Origin of the sequence: Desulfosarcina ovata subsp. ovata, assembly GCF_009689005.1 — a bacterium.
GTDB classification, from domain to species: Bacteria; Desulfobacterota; Desulfobacteria; order Desulfobacterales; family Desulfosarcinaceae; genus Desulfosarcina; species Desulfosarcina ovata.
Genome location: NZ_AP021879.1, coordinates 418,958 through 440,299, shown reverse-complemented (window position 1 = coordinate 440,299; position 21,342 = coordinate 418,958). Strand labels below are relative to the sequence as shown.

Sequence of the window (21,342 nt, the reverse complement as noted above, 5' to 3'; positions counted from 1 at the left end):
TTGATACCCAGGCATTGGCGGCTGATGGTAAAATCAATCCATCGCAACTACCCCTAACAGCCTTCAGCCTATGGCCTATAGCCCTGAAGCGAAGCGCCATTCAGAGCCTTCGGGCGATTGAGACGGGAGAGGGCGTGAACGGTGGTTAAGGTTTGTAAAAGAGATAGCGGCCTTCAGAAATATTATGTCAAATAGATTTGTTCTGGAAGCATTCGTTCAATGAAGGCGCTTTTGCGGGTAAATGTCAGTTTTATGCGGCTTCGCGTGGTTTGATTGCTTCAAGATCTGAGCCGATTTCCTGCTTTGCCAAATCCAGTTCGTACGACTGCTGCAGATTGAGCCAGATTTTAGGACCGGTTCCAAACCATTTGCCGAGACGCAAAGCCGTGTCGGCTGTTATGTTCCGTTTGCCTGAAAGTATCTGTGAGATCCTGTTTGCCGGTACGTTGATCTGTCTTGCTAATTCAGCGGCAGAAATACCGATCTCGGATAGCTCATCTGCCAGGATTTCGCCAGGATGTATTGGATTTCGTGCCATGCAATATTTTCCTTCCTTTAGTGGTAATCTACGATTTCAACATTTTCTGGGCCAGTATCGCCCCAATTAAAGCATATTCGCCATTGGTCATTGATGCGGATGCTGTATTGCCCTTTACGATTTCCGCTAAGAGCCTTGAACCTGTTGCTTGGCATCATTTGTAATGCCTCAATGGCATCGGCTGCATCCAGTACCAGCAGTCGTTTTTCGGCCTGCCGTGCAAAGGACTGAAATGCTGGAATCCTTTCACCCTCAAAAAGCAGTTTGGTTTTCTTATCCTTAAAGCTCTTTATCATTAAATTAGACTAATCAATAATACGCTGTACGTCAAGGGTATCACGACTAACCGCTTGATTTTTATTTCGAATAAAGTGCTGCGGTCACAACGACAAGCAGAGCCTTCGGGCGATTGGGATATCTATCTTCGTAAGTTTATTTCTCTCGCCCGCTTCGCTCGAGGGCACAGAGCCGAACACAATTTTGAATTTTTAGTTTTGAATTTTGAATTAAAATCGGATTAGAAACCTTCATTCAAAATTTATAATTCATCATTAAAAATTGGTTTTGGGCGAAGCCCATACAATTTGTTGTTCCTCTCTGTGGACTCTGCGACTCTGCGAGAGATTGGTTTTCATCTGGTTCCCTCGCTCCGCGTGGGAACCCCGCTCGACCAGGCACACAAAAATTGCGCTTCCACGCAGAGCATGGGAGCGAGGCGCTACTCACTGAAGCTCTATCGAAAACCGGATAGGACAGGGTCGCAGGCATGGCCAGCTCCTACGCGCCAGCCGTTGATTACTGCCGGACACTCAACCCCTATCCTCGAACCGGGAATTCCGACCTTTTTCTTTCGCCCGCTTCACTCGAGGGCACAGAGCCGAACACAATTTTGAATTTTTAGTTTTGAATTTTGAATTAAAATCGGATTAGAAACCTTCATTCAAAATTTATAATTCATCATTAAAAATTGGTTTTTGGCGAAGCCCAAACAATTTGTTGTTCCTCTCTGTGGTCTCAGCGGCTCTGCGAGAGATTGGTTTTCCTCTGGTTCCCTCGCTCCGCGTGGGATCACAACGGTGGTGGATACGTCTTTATTTTCTACCACGAGATACCAAAAAATTCTTGCGAAATATAAATATTGTACGGTATTATGTACAAAACTTATCAAGATTGGTGAAGGGGGGCTTTATGCAAAGATTAAAAATCAGTCATGATATCAAACCCTTGTCCGAATTTAGGACTGGTATAGCGAATTTTATTAAACAAGTTCATGATACAAAACGACCAGTTATCATTACTCAGCATGGAAAGGGAGTTGCGGTTTTATTGGATGTTCATGAATATGAAACAATGCAGGAGAAACTCGAACTTCTGTCAGACGTCCAAATATCACTAAACCAACTCGAAAATGGTGAAGGGGTTCTTCATGAAGATGCAAAGCAAAGCATCCTCAGAAGGATTCAAAAATGAAAATAGTTTGGTCTCCGTTAGCCATTGAACGGGCATCAGAAATTGCCGAATATATTGCTCAAGATAAACCATCAGCTGCAGAAAAATGGCTTGACACAATCTTTACCAAGGTAGAGACGCTAAAATCCGCACCCGAAATTGGAAGAGTTGTTCCTGAAATTCGAAATAGTCAATTTCGGGATCTAATTTATGGTAATTACAGAATTATATACCGTATTGAAGAGAAGCAGATATCTATTCTTACGATTCGCCACGGCATGCAGATACTACCGATCGATGAGATTCTGGTATAACTGTAACCGCCGATTTAATTCCCTCCAAAAATTATCTGAGCCCACCCGCCATATTTTGTTGGATTCCCTCAAGTCCTTATACGACAGGGTCGCAGGCATGGCCAGCTCCTACGAACACACCAAAATACAAAAGCCCCTGTCCAGGGAACAGGGGCGAACAATGACGGGTGGGAATTCTTTTTTGGCGATGCAAACGAACCCAGCGCTCAGGTCAACAGGGAGAAGATGAACAAGGGCAAAAGGTTGTAGTTGATTTTGAAAAACGTCAGCCCGGCCACCACGTAAAACGCCTTTTTCAGATGTCTGTCATTGACCCGCTGCCAGATTTTCTCGGCAGTTTTACGGGTGCGGAAACGAATTACGCTTTTGCCATAGCGGATGTTTTTTTCCACCAGATCCGGGTAGTTGTTGATGCTGACCTTGAGTTTGGCACTGTTGGAGCGGATTTTTCCGAGCAGTTTCGATTCTATGCCCACCACCTTGGCCGATCGACACCGGACCGCATCCAGGAACGCCTTGCGGTTCGGTTTACAGTCGGCATAGGTAACCGACGCGCCCATCTGCTGGATACTGTGACCGTCACTGCCACCGGTGATGGCCCGGTTCAGGTTGAATCCCAAAAGAGCGCTTTTGAGATTCCAGCGTTTCAGGTTTTCGGAATTGATGACCTCAACCCCGTCGGCCTGCCGCAGGAACCGATGCAACTGCCCCTCGGTAAAGCTGTGGTTGCAAACGCCGGTAAAGGCGGCTGAGTATGGGTGGGGAAAGATAACGATACCGTTGTATTTTCTGGCCCGTTCAAGCACGGCGGCCACGTTCAGGCGGATCGAAGACATCACCGTGGGGCCCAGATGGGGCTCGATATCGTTGGCGTAAAAGGCCTTGAGATCTTTGATGCGGTAGAAGTAGACCAGGATGTGGGTCCCTTCACTGGCGGTGACTTCTATCCCAGGGATGGTCAACAGATCTTTGCATCGGTCCAGTTTCACGGCCCCGGCAATGGCATTATGATCGGTAATGGCAATACCGATTCCCAATTTACGGGCATGCGCGGCAATTTCCGCAACCGAATCGGCACCATCGGAAAAGCGGGAATGAAAATGGAGATCGACCACGGTGTGGGTACGCGTCAATTTATCCAGGTCCGGAGTTTCGAACTGAATACGGTTGAAATTGTCCATGGATTTTTTTTGTCACCTTGAAGGATTTTATCTATCGTTGTCCAATCTAATCGACCCAGATCCTATGTCAACAGTTAATTTACCGATCGCGCCGGAATCGTCCGGAATCTGTCCCCTGGCGGTTCACCGGAACAACCCCTATCCACCGCTACCGGGTGCCCCGTCCCTGGGCCGTCAGACCCCATTATCGGCCGCCCGAAAAAATTCTTGACCCACGCGGCTGTTTTCTCCGATTTCGGGTCTGACCGGCGGCCACCAAAGGGCCTTGAACTTGCCGGGTCCGGTGCTTATAGTCACAAGCATACAAGCAGGCTGAACATTGACGGATTCGTAAAAAGCCCGATATCGGCGTTACGCGTATCCTTCGTCACTGCGGAGTACGCTAATAAGTACGCCTCATTCCTCAGGATTCGCAAGCCTTGATCTCGGTTTTTTTACGAATCCGTCGGAAATGCGACTTATTACGAGTTTATCAACATTAATTTTTGGACAGGATGGCGGTTCGACCGCTCCTCGAAATCAAAAACCCCCATGGTCCGATAATGAAAGAAAAAAACGAAAAGATACCCGATCCCAAAGAACTGGAAAAAGAACTGGGCGATTTCCTGGCAAAAAAATTCGGCGGCAGCGTGAAGCTGGCCACGCCCATCGTCATGCCCCAGCCCGCCAAAAGCGACGAGGGCGAGACACCGCCGAAAAAAAAGAAAACGCTCCAATTCGATCTCAAGCCCCAGGATTTGGTCACTTATCTGGACCAGTACATTGTCAAGCAGACGGCCGCCAAGGATATCCTGGCTACCAAAATCTGTACTCACTTCAACCGTATCAAGCACGTTCAAAGCGCACCGGACGATTTCAATGACATGGTCGGCGTCATCAAGAACAACGTCCTGATGCTCGGCCCCACGGGCGTGGGCAAAACGTATATGGTGCGCCTGATCGCCAAGAAAATCGGCGTTCCGTTCGTCAAGGGGGACGCCACCAAATTCAGCGAGACGGGATATGTGGGCGGCGATGTGGAAGATCTGGTCCGCGACCTGGTCAGGGAGGCCAACGGCGATATCGAACTGGCCCAATACGGCATTGTCTATATCGACGAGATCGACAAGATCGCCTCCAGCCAGAATCTGATCGGTGCCGATGTGTCCCGCACCGGCGTCCAAAGGGCCCTGCTTAAGCCCATGGAAGAGACCGAAGTGGATCTCAAGGTTCCCCACGACCCGGTATCCATGCTTCAGGAAATCGACCGCTTCAGGAAAACCGGTAAAAAGGAAAATAACAGTGTCAACACCCGGCATATCCTGTTCATCATGAGCGGCGCCTTTTCCGGCCTTGAAAAAATCATTTCAAGGCGTGTGGCCGAGCAGAAAATCGGCTTCGGTGCATCCATTTCCAACCCGTCCCAGGACCAGGAGTTGCTCCCCCGGGTCAAATCCGAGGATCTGGTGCAGTTCGGTTTCGAGTCCGAGTTTGTCGGCCGGCTGCCGGTCCGCACGATCTTCGAGCACCTGACCGAATCGGATCTGTGCGACATTTTGAAAAATCCCAACAATCCCATCATTCTCGGTAAAAAACTCGATTTTGCCGCCTACGGCATCGATGTCAAATTTCAAACCGACGCCCTGGAGGAGTTGGCCCGCCGGGCCTTTGACGAAAATACCGGCGCCCGCGGACTGGTCAGCGCCGTCGAAGGGGCCCTGCTGCCCTTTGAAAAGGCCCTGCCTTCATCAAGCGTCAAGCGGTTTGCCGTTACCCGTGAGGTGATCGATCACCCCCAACGGAACCTCAGCCGGATGCTCTCCCGGCCCGACGATGAAGCGTCCGTCCGGGCCTTCGAACAGCTGGCGGCCGATGAGCGTCAGCGCATCGAAGCGTATCTGATTGAAAACCGCAAGACCTTCAGCGACAAATACGGTATCCAGTTGACCGATTCGCGGGTGACGCTGGTGGCTCAGGCCTATTGCCAAAAGATCACCGACATCGAAAAAGTGCTGAAAAAGGTCAAATCCTATTACGAAGAGACCAAAACCATAGAGCTTTACTTTATCAAAAATCATGGTATTAACATTGTTCTTGAAGAAGAGGCCATTGACGCCATCATCGAAAAATGTTTCCAGACCCAGGGCACGCCGGAAGCGTATTACCAGAACCTGACCGCTGGTTTTGAACATGGCCTCAAGCTGGTCCGCGAAAAAACCGGCCGTTCCCGCTTTTTCATCACCCGTGAGGCTCTTGAAAAGCCGGAAGGATTCATTGCCGACCTGCTCAAACCAACGGAAGCGCTTCCCCAACTGCCCCCTAAACCCGATAACCTGCTGGAAGGCTAAACCCAAATGATCGGAATATCGAAGCTGTACTGCGGAACTGTCGAGCCCTCGGACGCCCTGCGCTACGGACGCCACTCATCCACCCTGCCCTCCCACCTGCTGCAGTTTTCCAAGGACAAGCGGCCCGTGGTGGTGTGGAACGTGACCCGCAAATGCAATCTCAAGTGCGTTCACTGTTACGCCCACGCCACCGAGGAGGCAGTGGCCGACGAACTGTCCACTGAAGAGGGCAAGGCGCTGATCGATGATCTGGCCAGCTTCGGTGCGCCGGTCATGCTTTTTTCCGGCGGCGAGCCGCTCGTCCGCCAGGATCTGCCGGAATTGGCCGACTATGCCGTTCAGCGCGGCATGCGAGCGGTGATCTCCACCAACGGCACGCTGATCACACCTGATCTGGCCCGCACGCTCAAGTCCATCGGTCTTTCCTATGTGGGCATCAGCCTCGACGGCATGCAGGATATCAACGACAAGTTCAGGGGGGTTCCCGGGGCTTACGAAAAAGCCCTTAACGGTATCCGCAACTGCCAGGCGGCCGGCATCAAGGTGGGGCTGCGGTTTACCATCAACCGCTTCAACGTGGACGACATCCCGGCCATTTTCGATCTGCTGGAAGAGATGAACATCCCCCGGGTGTGCTTTTACCATCTGGTCTACGCCGGCCGGGGTTCGAATATGGTCAAGGAAGACCTTAGCCTGGACGGCACCCGCAAGGCGGTGGACCTGATCATCGACCGCACCCAGGCCCTGCACGCCAAAGGCCTTTCCAAGGAGGTCCTCACCGTGGACAACCACGCCGACGGCCCCTATCTCTACCTGCGTCTGCTGAAAGAAAACCCCGAGCGGGCCGGGGAAGTCCTCGAACTGCTTAAAATGAACGAAGGCAATAACTCAGGCCGCGGCATCGGTTGCGTCAGTTGGGATGGAGAGGTCTATGCCGACCAGTTCTGGCGCCATCATAGCTTCGGCAACGTGCGCCAGCGCCCTTTTTCGCAAATCTGGACCGAACCGGAAGATGATCTGCTGCTCAAACTCAAAGATAAAAAGCAGTACGTTACGGGCCGTTGCGCCACCTGCAACTGGCTGGACGTGTGCGGCGGCAATTTCCGGGTGCGTGCCGAGGCGGTCCACGGCGATGTATGGGCGCCGGACCCGGCCTGCTATCTTACCGACGATGAGATTGCCCAGACCATCTGAGGCGATTTCCGTCAATCGCCTCAGATCCTAAGAGAAGGAGCGAGCATGTCCGCAGCGCAGGAACCCCGCGAAGGGGAAATTCATCCGTTCAGCAGCACCATCGCCGAAATGCTGGCCGACTGGATAGAGGGCTGCCTCAACGATCATATCGACTACCCCGAGGACGGGCTGGACGAGGATGATTATATGGCCCAACGCAAATACGCGTTGGATGAAATCGACTTCGAGGAAACCGATGTCGAGGTTTTTGAGAAAGACGACAGCAAGCTCAACGGCCTGCCCGAACGCCTGGCAGGTACCCTGACCCTCAACGAATCAAAATCGGGCCAACCCATTGGAAGCGTAACGGTCAAAATGGAGTTCGCCTACCATCTCGATGACGCGGTGACCCGGCCGGAAAAATAGCCTGCAAAATCATTCCCGAGGATGCATGATGATTTTTATCGATTCCCGCCGGTAGGCGATGTTCAGCGCTTCTCCCATCTCCGTTAACGGGAATTCATGGCTGATCATCGGCGCCAGATCCACTTTTCCGGCAGCCACCAGATCGATGCACGCCTGGAAGTCCAGCCAAGTATAGCAAATGCTGCCGCTAATCCTCAACTCGCGCCTGACAACATCGCCCAAGGCCACCGGCACGGCCTCGTGGAAAATACCGGCCAACGAGAGCCTGCCGTTCTTTTTAAGACTGTTGATGCACGGTTCGACCACCGCGGGAACGCCGGTGGCCTCGATCACCACATCCGCCATCTTTCCCGATGTCAATTCACGAATACGTTCCACCGGATCGTGATCCTGGCCGTTCACCGTAAAATCGGCTCCCAGGCGTTTTGCCAGGCCCAGGCGGTGGGTGTCGCCGGCGGCACCGACCACCAAGATCCTGCCCGCCCCTTCCGCCCGGGCCACCTGCAGGGCAAACAGTCCGATGGGTCCGGGACCGTAGATGACGACAAAATCGGAGCTGGAAATCCGCGCCTTGCGAACCGGCCGGTAGGCCGACGCAAGGGGATCGATCAGGGCACCCTGGTTGAAATGTAGCCCCTCGGGCAGGCGATGGAGGGTCTTTTCCGGAGCGACCACATATTCGGCAAAGGCGCCGTTGACGTGAATGCCGATCTCGTAAATGGCATCACACAGGGATTCGAGCCCCTGGCGGCAATAGCGGCAGGTTCCGCAGTGAACCACCAGCCCGGGAACCACCCGGTCGCCTTCGGCAAACCGGCTGACCGCGTCTCCGGCCCGGACGATCACGCCGGCGAATTCGTGGCCGGGGATCAATGGATAGTCCACCGGCCGGATCCCCTTGAAAATGGGGATATCGGTTCCGCAAATGCCCACCGACTCAACCCGGATCAATACTTCATCCGCCTTGGGTTCCGGGATATCGACATCCCTGAGTATAAAATCGGCTTCTCTATTTTCTTTAACAATGGCCAGCATTGAAAGACCTCATTTATTTCCGTTAATCTGCAACCATTCGCAGTTTTTTTGTTTCTTCATAGTCGACATGGCGCAAACCATTTTCATCAATATCGGTCAGGACGACTTTATATATGCTTTTCGCTGTCTCAATGGAGAGTTGGCCACTATTAACCGTTTTAGCAACCGTCGCCGGATCTCTATTTATCGGATTGCCATACCCACCACCGCCACATGAAAGAAAGTGCATTTTCTCACCTTCTTTACAGACCTCTTGATTGAATGCCGGCAGGTCAACAATTCTGCCATCCTTCAGCTGTTTTTTACTAAGTGTCGGCATTGCGTCATCACCACCATTAACACCACGAGGAGGGAACGTGCTTGCATCTGCAGCGTACATCACGGTCAGATCATGATTGAGAGGGTAAAAAACGCCGGCAACGCCTGGTGCCCCCTCAAATTCACCGAAACCTTGCGAATCTTTCCTGACTTCCCGGGATTCAATGATGAATGGATACATCGATTCGTCAATTTCAACCGAATCCAAGGTAATCAATCCCCCATTTGCCGGTCCGCAATAGGTCAGCCATCCGTCATACCCATAGTTTGCACCCCCTCCGGCGTAACCGACAAAAATCTGGTTAACGTACACCTGACCGTCTTTAAAAGGGTCATGGCCTGAAATCACGGCCATCCCTACGGGAAGATGCGGCCCCCCTTCTGCTTGTCCATATGGTTTTCCCATCTTTGAGAAAACGGAATTGCCTGCTGTGATTAACCGATCGTTGACATTTGTTGTAGCAACAGAAGTTCCTACAGGATATTTCGGTTCGCCAACCACCGATCCTTTTCTCATTAAAACCTTGATGTGTTTTGCACTTCCATGACAATGGGGTATGGAATCATCTAGATTATTGTACACACCGATACGGCAGGAGCCCGTGCAAGTATTCTTCGACAGGTTTAACCCGCCGTCTATACAATCAATATTATCTCGAACATCAACGATTATTTCCCCTTTATCAGAATCCACAAGAAGCTTGAGCTTTATCGGTATCCCATCGTCGGCTACGCCAGGAACCGGGTCATGCTTGATTTCATATGAATATTCTCCTGAGGGTAGTTTCTGTATTTCTGCCTTGATGCGTCTTGATGCATAATCAAACCACTCTTCGACAAAGTCCCTAAGCGTCTGCACCCCATATTTCTGACAAAGTTCTATTGTACGTTTCTCGCCGGTTATGCAGGCACCTATTTGTGCGCGAACATCACCGTGCCATAAATCAGGCACACGGTTTTTCAAACGTCCCATTCGTATGATATCATCTTTTTCTTTATAATTTTCAGCGATTCGGACACATGGATAGTGCATGCCTTCTTCGTAAATTGTCTTTGCATAAGGCAAATAAGTTGAAGGCTGAGGAGCCCCCGTATCGGCGTGATGGGAGAGGGCGACCACCCAGAAAAGGGGTTCATTTTGAAAAAATACGGGCATCGCCAGGATTAGATCGGCATGGTGAGTTGCTCCGGTATAGGGTGAATTGTTAGCAAATATATCACCTGGCTTTATATCACTGAAAAATTTGGTGATGGGCGTTGTCGCCAAGTTCATGGAGCTAACATGAATCGGCAACGCATCTTCGGTGGTAACCAAACGGTGATCATATGTAAGAATAGCACAACTCAAATCCTTGGCATTCTTTATCACTGCCGATCGGCTGGCCTTCATCACAACCAACGTCATTTCACGAACAATGGCTTCAAATCTGCTTTTGAGAACAGACATTAAAAAAGGGTCTATAATATGTTTCTTATCTATATTTTTATCAGACGTGGACTGTACCATTGGAAACTCCTCTTATTTAGTGAACTTCGACAAGCAGATTGCCATGCTGGTCGACCTCTGCATGGTGTCCTGGGCGTAAATATGCGGTGTAGGTTTCCGATTCAATAATGCTGGGATGCGTAATTTTTGCTCCGGATCCGAATGAAGATATTTCGTAAACAGGAAGTGACACCATATTCCCTGATTTCCCTTGATGAACATATACTGGCCTATGTGATTTTGGTACCAGTTCTCCGGCATGGGGTTTCAGGTAAAAGCTTCTCCAATCATCCTGGTTTTTACGTTTTCCAATGGCGCGAACCCGCCAGCGGGTAAATTCGACGAGATCGTCAGGGTTACGAATGCTGTAGATACGTTCATGCATTTCATGAAAGCGATCGACAAGATTTTCTAGATCGTCAGTATTTATGCCCTCTACCGGAGTCTCAAAAGCGACTTCTATTTCCCAGGATTGATATTCATATCTTCCGAAAAAAGCATATTCATATTGTCTCATTTCAGGTTCTACTCTTGCTCCGGCAAGAAAAGCATCCGCTTCTTTATGAAGGAGCGTTAAAAGTTCGTTGACCTGATCATATTTAAAATGTCGATGATCTGTCTGCAAAGCTCGGCTTGTTTCCCAACGGAGATCAGAGATTAACCCTCCAAATGCTGAAAGGCCGGCCATAAAACAGGGTATCATGTACTTTGTGAGACCTAAAATTTCTACCATTTCAGCTATATGGCATGCCGTTCCGCCACCACCACAGACAAAATAACTCTCTCGTGGGTTGATACCTTCCCTTATGGTAATGTCTTCAATAGCGGCGACCATATTGTGATTAGACGTTGTATATATTGCATATGCTGCTTCGATAGTGCTGATATTCAAACGATCAGCAATTTTCTTTATAGCCTGTTCCGCAAGTTCTTTTCTGAGTTTGAACTGGCCTCCAAGAAAGTAGTCAGGATCGATTAATCCGAGAACGACGTTGGCGTCAGTTACTGTTGGCTCTTCATTTCCTTTATCAAAACAGGCCGGACCAGGAACAGCTCCAGCACTTTGCGGCCCCACGATGAGCAACCCCCCATCATCGACCGAGGCCAATGAGCCGCCACCAGCTCCTATGGATCTCACATCAACTTTAGGAATTCCTAAAGAATCGTCATGGATCTTGGAATCCGGCGTAACGATCAATTGATGATCTCGCAGTGCGGAAACATCGAAAGTGGTTCCGCCCATGTCCCCGACAATCACGTCAGGTTCATTGGTAAGGGATAATGCAGCCATTGGTGCAAGCGTCGGGCCGGACATTACACTATAAATTGGCCGTCTGATCATTTCCTGGGTCGGCATCATACCACCAACACAATTCGCCATAAGTAAGTCACCTTGAAATCCGACTTCCTTTAGCTTGCTGACAATTTTTGCGATATATCGACTGATGATGGGGTTTATTGAAGCATCAATAGTTGCGGCGATTATTCGTTTATATTCACTTGGAAGTGGATTGATTTCGTGACTTAAAGTAACATTAATATCAGGCCATTCTTCGTTAATAATTTCACGCACACGAAGCTCGTGTTTAGGGTTGACCACAGACCATAATAGGCCGACTGCAATCGACTCTACCCTGCGACGCTGCAAAGAAAAAATGGCGTTTCGAACATCGGTTTCGTTGAGGTTAACCAATTCATTACCTCTGGCATCAATTCTTCCATCAACTGTGAATGTCAGCCACTCCGGTATATATGGGTCAGGATAGTTCAGCTTCCATTCAAAGGCTCCTTTACGAGGTCCTTCCCTTAAAACGAGGATATGGCGGTGACCGGAATTTAAGATCAATCCAGTTTTTGCAACTTTTCTCTCAACAAGAGCGTTCGTTGAAACCGTTGATCCATGTATTATTAGTTTAATCTGTCTTATGAATTCTATAAAGTTTTGATGGTAACTTTCTGCAGCAACTTTTAAGACGTTTATGAATCCCTCTTCAAAATTTCCCGGAGTTGTTGGTGATTTAAAAATAGATATCCTTCCACTATTTTCGGTTTCGGACACAAGACAATCGGTGAAAGTGCCTCCAATATCAATACAGACCTGATAATTCATATAGAAATCTCCTAATACCTTATGTAATGTGATTATCTTCTATTGCGAAACCGATCAAATCCAAGTATCGAAATAATAAGAACGCCCAAACTGATTTCCTGCATATAACCATCTATTCTGGTCAGGTTCATGCCATTGGATAAAACGTAAACGGTCACGGGGCTATTAGCTGAAGAGAGGCTTAGATCCAACTCACATCAACAGAGATGCCTGCAAAGTAACATTCCAGGCATTCGACTATAAACGGAAATGTGGCTTTATCTCTCAGTCGGCAGGTTTCTTTTACAGACAAGATTCGTTCGACCCAGCGGTTGCCTTTGTCGCTTTGCGTTCCCAGACTACATTTGCGCCATAGCACGCCAAAGCGCAGAGAGCGTTCGGCACGGTTGTTGGTGGGTTCGACGCCATCATGTTCGAGAAAGGTCCACAATGCGTCAATTTCTCGTATTATTTGCCTGGCCAGGCGACCGGCACCGTCGGTGTCGTCTTCAAAAAGGCTGAGGATGAGCAACAAGGAGTTATAAAAACGCTCCCATTTTAAAGGTGGCGGTTTGTTTTTTGAAAATTCGATCAGGGTATTCAAATGTGCCAAGATTAACTTGCCGCCTCGCCTTTCGTTGAGTTTTCTACTCTCGATTAACGCCTTGGCCTTTCGGATCAAATGGGCCAGGCAGGTTTGCCGGCCATGGACCCATTTGCAATAAAGGCGATAACCATCGCTGATCAAGATGCCTTTCCAGTCGGCGATCAGTTCGAGAAAGGCCTGTTTGGATCTTTTCGGATCGATGCGGAAAAAGGCCACCATCGTATTGACCATTACCCAGAGCCATTGCAGATTGTGCTTTTTAAACCAACTGGTTTCATCGATGAAGTTGCACTCACTGCTGCGGGCCACCTGGCCGATACGCTCATAGGTGGAGGCAATGGCCTCGGAAGCGCGGTCGATAACCTTTTGGATCGTGCCGGTGGCGATTTTGATATCAAACACGGAGTGGACCAGTTGCTGCACATTTCTCCGACTCATGGCCTTGATACCACTCAGTTCGGCGATAAACGCACAAAACCGCGGGCCGTAGCCGGTGCTAAACGCCTCCGGAACCTGTGCTTTGACAATCTTGCCGCACCCAGGGCATTGACCTTGGTGCAGAACAAAATGGGTGATGTCCATCTCGATTTCAGGCAATTCGATATGTTGGTGAGTATGAAAGGGTCGCAGATTATCCCAATCCGATGAATGGAGACCGCAACCGCAGCACTCGGGCATCACATTTTGAGTATTGTTGGGCGTTAGCAGCATTTGCCCATGCCCCGGGTGTCCTTTTTGTCCGCCCGGCTTGCGTTCGCCTTTGGGCTTTTCGCGTTTGGGTTTGTTATAGGGCGGATCGGATGAGGGCGGTTTGCTGGAGTTGGTCGAGTTTTGGCGTTTTTGCTTTTCAAGCTTCTCGTTGTTTTTCTCCAGCTTGTCGTTTTGAGTTTTAATCGCCCGCAGCTCATCTTCCAAAGAAACGATGTACTGGCGTACCGGTTCAGCAGTAGCTTGCCAATCGGCATCTGAAATGGGTCTATCGGGCTTCATGAAAAGCACGATAGCATACTAGAAATGGAAAGTCTAGATATTTTTAATTATTTCAATAAGTTATTGATTTTGTATAAAAATATTGAAATTACGAGAGGTTAGCGGAGCGAAAAAAGTGCGCCGGATTGAGCGCCCAATATACCCCGTGAACGCTTACAGGCTCCCAAAACAGGTGCCATCATACTGCCTTCTCCTCCACGAAGACTCATGCCGCCAATAACTGCAGCTGCAATTGTCTGCAAGGTTAATTGACTACCCAAATTGGGTTCTCCAGACCCTGTGCGAGCGGTTAATAATATTGCACCAATTGCAATTAAAAATGAACATAGAATATAAGCAACAATAGAATTAAATTTATAACTTATTCCAGCAATATGTGCTGCTCGCGGATTCGATCCGATTAGATAAAGATTCCTTCCGAAGACCGTATTAAGAAGCAAATATTCTAAGGTAACTATGATTAAAACTGCAATAATAACGGCAATGGGTATTCCTATAATAGAAATCTCGGAAAATAATTTTGGAAATATAGTTGGAAGACCTGTAACCGGGAACCCACCGGTTATAGTTGAGCTTACCGCTAACAATATATTGTAAGTACCCAAGGTAACGATAAATGGGTTAATCTCCAGAATCGCGACACAATAACCATTAAAAAAGCCTATGATACTACCGGCAAGGAGGCCTGCTGCTATCCCCATTGGGATAGAAAATGCGCCTAAGGAAACCATTACCAGAGCCGTAAAGAGACTGACTACGGAGACCGTAGTTCCCAATGACAGGTCAAATCCTCGCACAAGTATAACAATTGACTGAGCACAGGCGAAAATTGCCAGGTAGCTTGTCTGCGACAAAACATTGAGAATATTGGTAGTGGACAGAACCGTGGGTTCCTTCATCGCAAATCCGATTAGTAATAATGCTATTCCCATAAACATAGCAATTTCGAATCGTCGTGAATTATGAATAATTTTATATAGAGCACTATTCATCCTTTACCTCCGAACAAAGCACGTACAAACAAAGCACTTATCCAACGCTCGATGGCAATAGCAAAAATCAAGAAAAATCCTAGCACCATTGTCTGATATTTACTGTCTATATGTGCCAGATTGAGCGTGTTTGAAATGATAGCTAAAAAGAGTGCTCCCAAAGCAACTTTAGGAATGCTGCCTATTCCACCTCGCAATGAAACCCCGCCAATAACCGCGGCTGCAATAGACTCAATTGCAGCATTGCTTCCTATACCTGATTGTCCAGATCCAATTCTAGCAGTGATAATTAATCCGGCCACTGCTGATAAAACACCTGATAGTGTATATATTGTCAGTATAATGGTGGTAGGTTTGATTCCTGACTCATATGCCGCGCGCGGGTTCGACCCAACAGCATATGTGTGACGACCAAAAGGTGTCTTTACCATGATGAACCAAAGTATCAATACGGCCAGCAATGCCACAAAGAATAATATAGGCAAATTTAAAATCCTGCCACGACCAATTTCCACAATAAGTAGTTTAGGCAATCCATATATTGGTGCTCCTTTCGTATATAAATAGACGCTGCCAGAAATTATGGACATCGTGCCCATAGTAATAATAAAAGGTGATACTTTTAGTTGGGATACTAAAGTACCGTTTAACAATCCGGCTAAAGCACCAGCGATAATCCCAGCTCCGACACCACATAAAATATGCAAACCTACCATGCCAGGTACAATGGATTGAATTGAAATCATGGTTGTTGCACTAACAACGGATGCCATAGCCATTATCGAACCAACGGAAAGGTCGAATCCTCCAACAATCATCACCAATCCCTGGCAAAGTGCGGTGAAGGATAACGCTGAAAAATATCGCAATACGTTTGAAATATTGAGACGTGAAAAAAATCTTGGTTCAATAAAAACCATTAGCAAAACAATTAGAAATATAACAAAAGGAAGAAAGAAAAGATCTATACGAACTTTCATTATCCATGATAAAGCTTTATTATTAATATTTAATTTCATTATGTTCCTACTTCATTGCATCTATTTATTTTCCAAAGAAGCAAGACAAAATATTTTCTTCTGATTTATTATTATCCATTAGCTCTGCCACAATCGATCCATTATGCATTGTGTAAATACGATTGCTTAGTTTAATAATCTCTTCAAGATCAGAAGAAATAAGTAAAATACCAGCACCGTGTTCAACCAAACTTTTCATAAGTAAATAGATTTCTGATTTAGCATTGATATCGACACCTACTGTCGGCTCATCAAATATAAACAATTCGATATCTCGAATAAAACCTCGTGCTAACAGGACCTTTTGTCTATTACCGCCCGATAAATTTTCAACGGATGTTTCTAATTTAGACAAATCAACTTTAAGGTGTTCGGCACAAACCATAGAAGAGTTACTCTCATTGTTCAATCTAATAAAACCCCTTTCAACAAAGGCTGCCGAATCGAGAGTAGCCATTGTGATATTCTCTCGAACCGGCCTATTCATGCATAGTCCTTCAGACACCCTATCAGAAGGGAAATAACAGGCTCCGAGACGCATAATACGCCTTGGGGAAAATTGAGTGACCGTTTCCCCATTAATTTCAATTTTTCCCGATTTAATCGGTTCCAATCCAAATACAGCTCTACCGATCCGACCTTTTCCGCATCCTACCAGACCAGCTATCCCTACGATCTCACCGGAATGAACGCTTAAAGAAATGTTGTATCCCCCTCCATTCGAAAAATTCATATCGGAGATTTTAAGTCGCAAACTTCCTGGGCGAATTGAAATGTCAGGAAATAATGATCCAGCCTTCTTTCCTGTCATCATTTCTACTAATGTATTTTCGGTTATTTCTTCGGATTCAATGGTACCGACAGACTCTCCATTCCTAAGTACTGTCACACGATTCGCCAAGGCTCTTATCTCTCGCATTCTATGAGAAATATAAATTATGGCGACACATTTTTGGCGTAAATCTTTGACTAATTGGATGACACGTTTTGCTTCAATATCAGTCAAAGAGGCAGTTGGCTCATCCAATATTAGTACTTTTGCATCAAGCATCAGGGCCTTTGCAATTTCAGCTTGCTGTTTTTGAGCACGGGATAGAGAATTAACAGGAGCAAAAAGAGGCAATTTGACTTTCATATCATTTAGAACTTTATATGCCCGTTGGACCATTACCTTTTTATTAGTGATGCCCCATCGAGTGGGCTCCCTTCCAAGGAAAAGATTATCTAACACACTTAATGAAGGTGCCAGGCTGAATTCTTGGGAGACAGCAGAAATACCTAGAAGTCTGGCAACTTTAGGAGATAAGCAATCGATTTTTTGACCATTAATTTGATACGTACCTGAGTCAGGCGCGAGATTCCCAACGATGATATTAACCAATGTCGACTTTCCAGCTCCATTTTCACCAAAAAGGACATGTATTTCACCCGGGTTCACCTCGAAGTCAACATCGTTTAAAGCTTTTACACCCGGAAATGTTTTCGTTATGTTCTTTAATTTTATCATGAGTCAGGTATTCTTTGGTTATCTTGGCCGTCATTGCAAACTATATCTAACCACACCAAAAATCAGTCTGATAATAATGGTAAAGTAAGCTACCCCGCCGACAGCCGACAGCGGCGGGATAGTTACTAAGGCAAATCCGATTCTATTGTCGTAAGTGACACAGGTAATCAGTGCCAAAGGGGGCTACATTCGAAGCCTATTTCAACTGAAAGCTGCAGGTGCTCGGTTGCTTTGAAAATCACATTTGCTTGCATTTGTGACACTATTCAACGGTATTCAATCCACCGAAAATACCGGCCTATATCCTGGTGGAGCTAAAACAGTCGTCAAATCAATATCCTCTATATTATCCATGGTGGCCATCTGTGGGATAATTTCCATATATGCTGGGATCTTCTTTTTCTCCAAGGCCTTAACAGCCATACTGACCGCTATTCTTCCTTGCATAACGGGAAACTCTGTAGCAAATGCTGTGATTTTATCTTCTTTTAAAAAGTCCACCATTGTTTGATTTTCATAAGATGAAATGATAACCATATCTTTTTCTTTACCCGCTTCCTCCACCGCGCCAATAGCGGCTTCTGCCGCTGGCGCTCCACCCCAAATTGCATTCATCTGTGGGTATGCTTGTAACGAATCTTCTACAAGTATCAATGATTCCGCTACACCAGCCGGGCCGAATTTATCTGCCAAAATGTCCACCGTACTGCCTTCAAGCGCTTCATGGAACCCGTTTAAATACGCCTCGGCCCATCCTGAACCCTGAGGGCCAGGAAATGCGACAACTTTCCCTTTTCTTTCAACAAAAAGCTTGGCTAAATATTCACCTGTCTGTCGGCCTTTGGTAGCATAATCAACAAATATTTTAGAGGTCACTGGCGCTGTTTTTATCGGATTCACAAAACCTATCTGTACCAATCCAGTCTTTGCTGTTTTTTCTATTTTAGCTGCAAGTCCAGACTCCGCGATCGGAGCGATAAGAATTGCATCTGGGTTAGTAGACAAACAATCATCATATTGATTTACTTGCTTTGCCATTTCGCTATAGCCGCCGGCTTGAAGTATCGTCAATTTTACACCCAGACGTTTTGCTTCCTCAACCAGTCCGTAATTGACAGAAACCCAATAGCCATCCTTCATGTGGGGAAGTAACGCATATAATTTCCACGGCTTGCTTGCTTTTTCAGCTGGACTGATATCAACCTTTACGGGCTTGCCGCTATCGAAATTATAAACTTTGAAATTTGACCAAGCCTCCGCTGTAACAGTTGTTAAATTGGTCACCATAAAACTGATCGACAGAATAACAATACAATACACAAAACTTAGTCTTCTCATCTTTCTCTCCTTTGCTTTGCTTTGCTTTGCTTTGCTTTGCTTTGGGTTGTAAATCTGTTGTGTTCACTCCAGCGTTTCTCCCAGACCGGGCGCGTTAATCTTTTTCTTAACCACTCGCTTTTCAGGAAGCAATCAACAGGCAGGCTACCGGAGCCCGATGCAAACCGTCTTCATGCACCCACTGTCATCGTTTCCGGCAGGGTACTGCCGCCGTCAATGACAATCTGGGTCCCGGTAATATAGCTGGCTTCGTCACTGGCAAGAAACGCGGCCAGTTCTCCGATTTCGGCCGGTGTACCCAGACGCCCCAGGGGAACGCCGGCGGCAATGCCCGCAATCACGCGTTGCGGATCGGAAGGATTGGATTCACGGGCCGTATGTTCCACCATGGGGGTAAGAATATATCCCGGGCAGATGGCGTTGACATTAATACCGTATTTCGCCATGTCTCGGGCCAGGGCCTTGGTAAATCCGATAATCGCCGCCTTGGAGGTCGCATAGGCGCTCATCCCTTCATCGACGACCATGGGTCCGGTTACCGAAGACATATTGACAATCTTTCCGTAGCGGCGCGCCTTCATGGATGGCAACACGGCCTTGGTGGCGTTCCAGCCCCCGATGATATTGACGCTGAAATGAAAGTCCCGCAGATTGTCGTCCATTTCTAGAAAATTGGCCAGCCGGGCCACACCGGCATTGTTGCAGAGGATGTCGATCCGCCCGTTGGCCTGGAGGATCGCATCGGTCGCCTCACAACAGGCCTCAAACCGGGTGACATCCACCTTGTATGGTTTTGCCGACAGGCCTTCATCCTGCATGGCCCGGGCCGTGGCAAACACGCTGTCTGACCGGTCCCATAAGGCGACATGGGCGCCGTGCCGGGCCATCACCCGGGCCATGCCCTCGCCGTTGCCCATTGCCGCGCCGGTAACAATGGCCACTTTCCCAGATAATTTTCCCATCGTCTCTCCCGTTTAGGATCGGGGATGAAATTAATTTCATCCCCGATCCTAAGTCGTTTGTCGGACAAGGTTGCGTCCGTCAGCAAAATAGATGTAAACACGGATCGTGTCTGTCAAGAAACAGGATCATCGACCACTTGTGGATGGACGGCAGATAGTACTTTCAAGCCCCCAGGTAAGCCTTTTTAATATCCTTGTTCCTGAGCAGTTCCTCGCCGCTGCCCTGGATGACCATCCTGCCGTTTTCCAGCACGTACCCCCGGTCGCAAAGTGCCAGGGACTGCTTGACGTTCTGCTCGACCAGAAGCACCGGAATCTTCTGCTCACGCACCTTGGGGATGATGTTGAAGACTTCCTTGACCAGAAGGGGCGCCAGGCCCAGGGAAGGCTCGTCGAACATCAGCAGTTTCGGTTTGGCCATCAACCCCCGGGCAATGGCCACCATCTGCTGTTCCCCGCCGCTCATCGTCCGGGCAAGTTGATGCCGTCTTTCGGCAAGCCGGGGGAACAGCTCCAGGACCTCTTGCAGGGTCTGTTTCAGTTCCGGCATGGCCCTGGAGTTGTAGGCGCCGAGCATGAGGTTCTCTTCCACGGTCATGAACGGGAAGAGGCGTCGTCCCTCGGGAATCTGGACGATTCCGGCTTCCACGATCTCGTGCGACGGCCGGTTTTCGATGGCCTGACCGCCAAAGCGGATATGACCGGCAGCCACCGGGTTCTGGCCGGACAAGGTTCTAATCAGCGTGCTCTTGCCGGCACTGTTGGCCCCGATGATCACGACGATTTCATCGTCATCGATGCTGAGGGACAAGTCGTGCAGGACCTGGACCTGCCCGTAAAACACATCGATGTTGTTGATCTCAAGCAGCGACATATTCATCTCCCAAGTAAGCTTCGATGACCTTGGGATCCCTGGCCACCTGGTCGGGCGTCCCTTCGGCGATCTTCTGTCCGTGATGCAGCACCGCGATGCGATCCGAAAGCGACATGATCACCTCCATGACGTGCTCGATGATCAAAATGGCGATCTTCTTCTCTTCCAGCATCCGGTGGACCAGCTCGATGGCCTCCCGGGTCTCGGTGTCATTGAGACCGGCCATCACTTCATCGAGCAAAAGCAGCTTCGGACGGGTCGCCAGCGCCCGGGCGATCTCCAGGCGTTTGCGGTCCGGAATGGTCAGCCCTTTGGCCGGCATATCCTTTTTTGCCAGCATGCCGGTGAAGGCCAGCACGTCGAGAGCCTCCGCTTTTGCCCGGGCCTTCGACTCGCACCGGGAAAAGGCACCGACCATGACGTTGTAAAGCACCGAACGGTTCAAAAATGGCCGCACCACCTGGAACGTTCGTCCGATCCCCTTGAGGCAGATATCCCATGGTTTCAGACCGCTGATTTCCTGGCCCTCGAAGCGGATGGTTCCCTCACTCGGCGTATAGGCACCGGTGATCAGGTTAAAAATGGTCGTCTTTCCGGCGCCATTGGGTCCGATCAGCCCGATGGTCTGCCCCGCCTCAATGGTCAGATCGAACTTGCTGACCGCCATCAGGCCACCAAACGATTTTGATAAGGATTGAATTTCCAACACGCTCATAG

General features: G+C 48.4%; 19 protein-coding genes. 5 read left to right on the top strand and 14 right to left on the bottom strand.

Features of this window, described 5'->3' with window-relative positions; genetic code table 11:
• Positions 1-250: 250 nt before the first annotated feature.
• Both GN112_RS02065 and GN112_RS02060 read right to left on the bottom strand, forming a co-directional pair.
• Complete coding sequence (locus GN112_RS02065; RefSeq protein ID WP_155308701.1) at positions 251-538, bottom strand: HigA family addiction module antitoxin; 288 nt, start codon at positions 536-538, stop codon at positions 251-253.
• A 17-nt stretch (positions 539-555) separates the two neighbouring features.
• Positions 556-834: a type II toxin-antitoxin system RelE/ParE family toxin gene (locus GN112_RS02060; RefSeq protein ID WP_155308700.1), complete on the bottom strand. Its 279-nt coding sequence runs from the start codon at positions 832-834 to the stop codon at positions 556-558.
• An 892-nt stretch (positions 835-1,726) separates the two neighbouring features.
• Between GN112_RS02060 and GN112_RS02055 the strand changes: the two genes are divergently transcribed.
• Positions 1,727-2,008 (top strand): type II toxin-antitoxin system Phd/YefM family antitoxin, encoded by a 282-nt coding sequence (locus GN112_RS02055; RefSeq protein ID WP_155308699.1) that lies wholly within the window; start codon positions 1,727-1,729, stop codon positions 2,006-2,008.
• Complete coding sequence (locus GN112_RS02050) at positions 2,005-2,301, top strand: type II toxin-antitoxin system RelE/ParE family toxin (protein WP_155308698.1); 297 nt, start codon at positions 2,005-2,007, stop codon at positions 2,299-2,301. The genes GN112_RS02055 and GN112_RS02050 overlap by 4 nt, the downstream gene beginning before the upstream one ends.
• Before the next feature lie 206 nt (positions 2,302-2,507).
• Here the strand turns inward: GN112_RS02050 and GN112_RS02045 are convergent, their stop codons facing one another.
• Positions 2,508-3,482, bottom strand: coding sequence for a PHP domain-containing protein (locus tag GN112_RS02045; protein WP_155308697.1), 975 nt, complete (start codon positions 3,480-3,482; stop codon positions 2,508-2,510).
• Positions 3,483-4,024: 542 nt separating this feature from the next.
• On the opposite strand from GN112_RS02045, the gene GN112_RS02040 reads away from it, so the two are divergent.
• The 3 genes from GN112_RS02040 to GN112_RS02030 are packed head-to-tail and all read left to right on the top strand — an operon-like array spanning position 4,025 to position 7,408.
• Positions 4,025-5,809 (top strand): AAA family ATPase, encoded by a 1,785-nt coding sequence (locus GN112_RS02040; protein WP_155308696.1) that lies wholly within the window; start codon positions 4,025-4,027, stop codon positions 5,807-5,809.
• A gap of 6 nt (positions 5,810-5,815) precedes the next feature.
• A complete protein-coding gene (ahbC, locus tag GN112_RS02035; protein WP_155308695.1) occupies positions 5,816-7,003 on the top strand; it encodes a 12,18-didecarboxysiroheme deacetylase in 1,188 nt (395 codons plus the stop codon).
• Between the two features lie 45 nt (positions 7,004-7,048).
• On the top strand, positions 7,049-7,408 hold the full coding sequence (locus GN112_RS02030) for a hypothetical protein (RefSeq protein ID WP_155308694.1): 360 nt from the start codon (positions 7,049-7,051) through the stop codon (positions 7,406-7,408).
• 9 nt (positions 7,409-7,417) lie between these two features.
• On the opposite strand, the gene GN112_RS02025 is transcribed toward GN112_RS02030, so the two are convergent.
• The 11 genes from GN112_RS02025 to GN112_RS01975 form a co-directional block, all read right to left on the bottom strand.
• The gene (locus GN112_RS02025; protein ID WP_155308693.1) at positions 7,418-8,443 is read right to left on the bottom strand and encodes a zinc-dependent alcohol dehydrogenase; all 1,026 of its coding nucleotides are present in this window, start codon (positions 8,441-8,443) and stop codon (positions 7,418-7,420) included.
• 22 nt (positions 8,444-8,465) lie between these two features.
• Positions 8,466-10,268, bottom strand: coding sequence for a hydantoinase B/oxoprolinase family protein (locus GN112_RS02020; protein ID WP_155308692.1), 1,803 nt, complete (start codon positions 10,266-10,268; stop codon positions 8,466-8,468).
• A 16-nt stretch (positions 10,269-10,284) separates the two neighbouring features.
• On the bottom strand, positions 10,285-12,357 hold the full coding sequence (locus GN112_RS02015; RefSeq protein ID WP_155308691.1) for a hydantoinase/oxoprolinase family protein: 2,073 nt from the start codon (positions 12,355-12,357) through the stop codon (positions 10,285-10,287).
• 181 nt (positions 12,358-12,538) lie between these two features.
• Complete coding sequence (tnpC, locus tag GN112_RS02010; protein ID WP_155308543.1) at positions 12,539-13,933, bottom strand: IS66 family transposase; 1,395 nt, start codon at positions 13,931-13,933, stop codon at positions 12,539-12,541.
• A gap of 98 nt (positions 13,934-14,031) precedes the next feature.
• A complete protein-coding gene (locus GN112_RS02005) occupies positions 14,032-14,925 on the bottom strand; it encodes an ABC transporter permease (RefSeq protein WP_155308690.1) in 894 nt (297 codons plus the stop codon).
• Positions 14,922-15,944, bottom strand: a complete 1,023-nt coding sequence (locus tag GN112_RS02000) for an ABC transporter permease (RefSeq protein WP_155308689.1) — start codon at positions 15,942-15,944, stop codon at positions 14,922-14,924. Before GN112_RS02000 ends, GN112_RS02005 begins: the two co-directional genes overlap by 4 nt.
• Before the next feature lie 25 nt (positions 15,945-15,969).
• Positions 15,970-17,451, bottom strand: a complete 1,482-nt coding sequence (locus GN112_RS01995) for a sugar ABC transporter ATP-binding protein (protein WP_155308688.1) — start codon at positions 17,449-17,451, stop codon at positions 15,970-15,972.
• Between the two features lie 276 nt (positions 17,452-17,727).
• Positions 17,728-18,789, bottom strand: a complete 1,062-nt coding sequence (torT, locus tag GN112_RS01990; RefSeq protein ID WP_155308687.1) for a TMAO reductase system periplasmic protein TorT — start codon at positions 18,787-18,789, stop codon at positions 17,728-17,730.
• A gap of 170 nt (positions 18,790-18,959) precedes the next feature.
• Positions 18,960-19,751 (bottom strand): SDR family oxidoreductase UcpA, encoded by a 792-nt coding sequence (gene ucpA, locus GN112_RS01985; RefSeq protein WP_155308686.1) that lies wholly within the window; start codon positions 19,749-19,751, stop codon positions 18,960-18,962.
• A 163-nt stretch (positions 19,752-19,914) separates the two neighbouring features.
• Positions 19,915-20,625: an ABC transporter ATP-binding protein gene (locus GN112_RS01980; RefSeq protein WP_155308685.1), complete on the bottom strand. Its 711-nt coding sequence runs from the start codon at positions 20,623-20,625 to the stop codon at positions 19,915-19,917.
• Entirely contained in the window at positions 20,612-21,340 is a 729-nt protein-coding gene (locus GN112_RS01975) for an ABC transporter ATP-binding protein (protein ID WP_155308684.1), read from the bottom strand. Before GN112_RS01975 ends, GN112_RS01980 begins: the two co-directional genes overlap by 14 nt.
• Positions 21,341-21,342: the final 2 nt, after the last annotated feature.